The following is a 3,007-nucleotide window of genomic DNA, read 5'->3' as shown; positions in this document are numbered from 1 at the left end:
CCATTAATTTTATTTTATAATGTTCGAGAAAATGTGTCTACAATATTATACTAACATCATATACTAAATATAAGTCGTTCAAATTGGTACTACAATAAAAAGAAGCCAAACAATGATTCGTACAATCATCCTAGAAAAGGTCGACCAATTCCAGGATATAGTTATAATACTTCTGGTGAAAAAGTTAGTGATTTACAGGTAATGAAGTATATTAAAGAGCTCATAAAAGGCCAAGCCTACTGTTATGGTTATATTAAGATAACCCACCTTTTAAGGAAAAAATATAACCTTATTATTAATAAAAAGAAAGTATATATAATCTGTAAGCAACTTAGAATACTTAAGCCCCAAAGGGAAATGAAACCTAAATATCCAAGAAAAATAGCTATGAACAGAATTATTAATGGTTCTAATCAACTTTGAGAAGCTGATATTAAATATGGTTATATTACTAGTAGCAAAAAGTTTTTCTATATTTTATCCTTTATTGATGTTTTTGATAGAAGTATTATAGATTTTCATATAAGCTTAAGCTGTACAGCTAAGGACGCAAAAGAAACCTTAATTAATTCACTAGTAAAAAGGAATTTACTTTCTAGTGAAAGTAAACCAATTATACGCACCGATAATGGTACTCAATTTACAAGTAATACATTTAAATATACTTGTGAAAAGCTCAATATACATCATGAGCAAATTCCTGTAAAAACTCCTAATAAAAATGCTCATATTGAGTCTTTTCATAATCTGCTTCAGGATGAGTGCTTAAAGTATTTTAGCTTCGCTAGTTTTAAAAAAGCCTACAAAGAAGTTATAAGGTATATTGATTACTATAATAATATAAGAATACACTCATCTATAGGTTATATGACTCCTACGAAATTTTATAGAGAAAATTTAAACAATACTAAGATAAAGCTAGTTGTTAAAATTTAATTGTTCAATTATAAGGGGTTAAGCCGCTACATAATCAACAAACTTCACTTGAAATATTAATAATTCTGACCAAAAACTCTTTTGAGAACGCATGTTCGTATGGTATAATAGTTATTAGATTACTTTATAAAGGAGAGTTAAAATGAACCAATTAAGAAATATGAGTTTTATAGACCTCTTTGCTGGAATAGGTGGATTTAGAATTGCATTAGAAAAATTTGGAGCAAACTGTGTTTTTTCGTCTGAGAAAGATAAATATGCTAAGATTACATACGAAGCTAATTTTGGGGACATTCCTGCTGGAGATATAACTAAAATTAAAAGTGAAGATATTCCTCCTCATGATATCTTATGTGCAGGATTTCCTTGTCAACCATTTAGTATAAGTGGAAAGCAAAAAGGATTTGAAGATTCACGAGGGACACTCTTCTTTGAAATAGCAAGAATTGTAAAATATCATAGACCTAAAATGCTTTTTCTTGAAAATGTAGCTAACCTTAGAAGACATAAGGATGGAAAAACAATTGATAATATGATTAAAATATTGAAAGACTTGGAGTATAATGTATTTACTGAAATTTTGAATGCTAGCGATTTTGGCGTTCCTCAGAGTCGCAAACGTCTATATTTTGTTTGCTTCAGAAAGGAACTTGGAATAATGAACTTTTCTTTTCCAAAGCCAACTTTAGAAGACATTGCACTTGAAGATATTTTACTGCCCGATTCAGAAACTGAAAAATATATAATAGATAGAGATGATATATATATGAAAGACATAACTATTAATGATAGAAAACTAAAGCCGATTAGGATAGGTACTATAAACAAAGGTGGACAAGGAGAAAGGATTTACAGTCCTAAGGGACACGCCATAACACTTTCAGCACATGGTGGTGGTCCAGGAGCAAAGACTGGAGCATACTTAGTAAATAATAAAGTCCGAAAACTTGCACCAAGAGAATGTGCTCTAGCCCAAGGATTTCCACCAGATTTTAAGATTCCAGTTTCTGATTCTCAAGCATGGAAACAATTTGGTAATAGTGTAGCAGTACCAGTGTTAATTAAAATACTTGAGAAAGTTTCTAAATACAACCTGAAAACAAGTTCATTAAAAACTTCAATAGAGGCAGTTAGTTAAAGACGAGAATAATATCTCGTCTTTTTTTAGTAATGTCCAATAGCTTTTAGAAAGTGTTTTGCTGTATAATTTTCCTCTTTGCCACAGTAAATTAAACTAAAAATAACATTTGCATTATTAGTTGTGCTTAACTTTTTCACAGAATATTTCTCTCTAGGAATTTCTTCTGAAAGATAAAAGTTACCTCCAAAATAACAATTCTCTTTTTGTAAATCATTAGTAGTATTAACTTCTAAATATGTTTTTTTACCTTCCTTAAAGTAATTAACCACTTCACATTCCATACTTTCTAAGTGCTCAGTAACGAGTTCTTTGGCTATCTGAAAGTCTTTCTTAGGAAGATTACGACTACCACTTTTCTTTCTTCTTAAACAAGCTGAAACTTGAAAATACCTATTTATTTCTTCGGTTTGTATGATTGCTTTAAAACCCTTTGTTACATTAGAAGTAATAATAAACCTAGAATCTTTTTGAAGATAGTGATTTTCAACCCATTTACTCAGTACATAAGTATCACATTGAATGTCTAAGGAAGATTGACCCACATTCTCAAAACTACTAAAGTTCTCATTTAAATATTCAATAATTTGCTTTGAGTAAATATTTTCTGGATAAATATTTCTTGGTGAATATATAAACTTATCTTGTTCTATTAATACTACAAACTGTCCAGCTTGTGATGGAGATAGCTTACATTCCATATTAAACACATGGTCTGAGTTCAATATAACATTAATGTCTGGTGCATTTGAATTGCTACCCCCTACATCTTTGAAGCAAACATCTTCTCTACCATACTTTTGATTAAGATATCTAACACTTTCAATCTCAAAGTCTCTCCATCTTGCCATTTAATCCCCCCCTTATAAATATACGTAGTGTCAAAAGTTTAGAGCAAAATTGACACTCAAATATTGAAATTTAAATAATATA

General features: G+C 29.9%; 4 protein-coding genes. 3 read left to right on the top strand and 1 reads right to left on the bottom strand.

The features are described from left to right. Nucleotides 1–201: 201 nt before the first annotated feature. From L21TH_RS15220 to L21TH_RS07745, 3 genes are all read left to right on the top strand, one after another. Nucleotides 202–423, top strand: coding sequence for a helix-turn-helix domain-containing protein (locus L21TH_RS15220; protein ID WP_162138489.1), 222 nt, complete (start codon nucleotides 202–204; stop codon nucleotides 421–423). A 9-nt stretch (nucleotides 424–432) separates the two neighbouring features. Beyond that, a complete protein-coding gene (locus tag L21TH_RS15215; protein ID WP_081627935.1) occupies nucleotides 433–936 on the top strand; it encodes an integrase core domain-containing protein in 504 nt (167 codons plus the stop codon). Nucleotides 937–1,078: 142 nt separating this feature from the next. Next, nucleotides 1,079–2,074, top strand: coding sequence for a DNA cytosine methyltransferase (locus tag L21TH_RS07745; RefSeq protein ID WP_006313461.1), 996 nt, complete (start codon nucleotides 1,079–1,081; stop codon nucleotides 2,072–2,074). Nucleotides 2,075–2,100: 26 nt separating this feature from the next. On the opposite strand, the gene L21TH_RS07740 is transcribed toward L21TH_RS07745, so the two are convergent. Further along, nucleotides 2,101–2,925: a PDDEXK family nuclease gene (locus tag L21TH_RS07740; RefSeq protein ID WP_006313460.1), complete on the bottom strand. Its 825-nt coding sequence runs from the start codon at nucleotides 2,923–2,925 to the stop codon at nucleotides 2,101–2,103. Nucleotides 2,926–3,007: the final 82 nt, after the last annotated feature.

The sequence above is a fragment of the Caldisalinibacter kiritimatiensis genome (assembly GCF_000387765.1).
In the GTDB taxonomy this organism is placed as follows: domain Bacteria; phylum Bacillota; class Clostridia; order Tissierellales; family Caldisalinibacteraceae; genus Caldisalinibacter; species Caldisalinibacter kiritimatiensis.
The sequence above is the reverse complement of the archived record's forward strand: the minus strand, read 5'-3'. Positions and strand labels throughout refer to the sequence as shown.

What these genes read in the sequence shown, in the direction of transcription:
- L21TH_RS15220 (WP_162138489.1), top strand. Translation starts at nt 202, where the DNA reads ATGAAGTATATTAAAGAGCTCATAAAAGGCCAAGCCTACTGTTATGGT.
- L21TH_RS07745 (WP_006313461.1), top strand. Translation starts at nt 1,079, where the DNA reads ATGAACCAATTAAGAAATATGAGTTTTATAGACCTCTTTGCTGGAATA.
- L21TH_RS07740 (WP_006313460.1), bottom strand. Translation starts at nt 2,925, where the DNA reads ATGGCAAGATGGAGAGACTTTGAGATTGAAAGTGTTAGATATCTTAAT.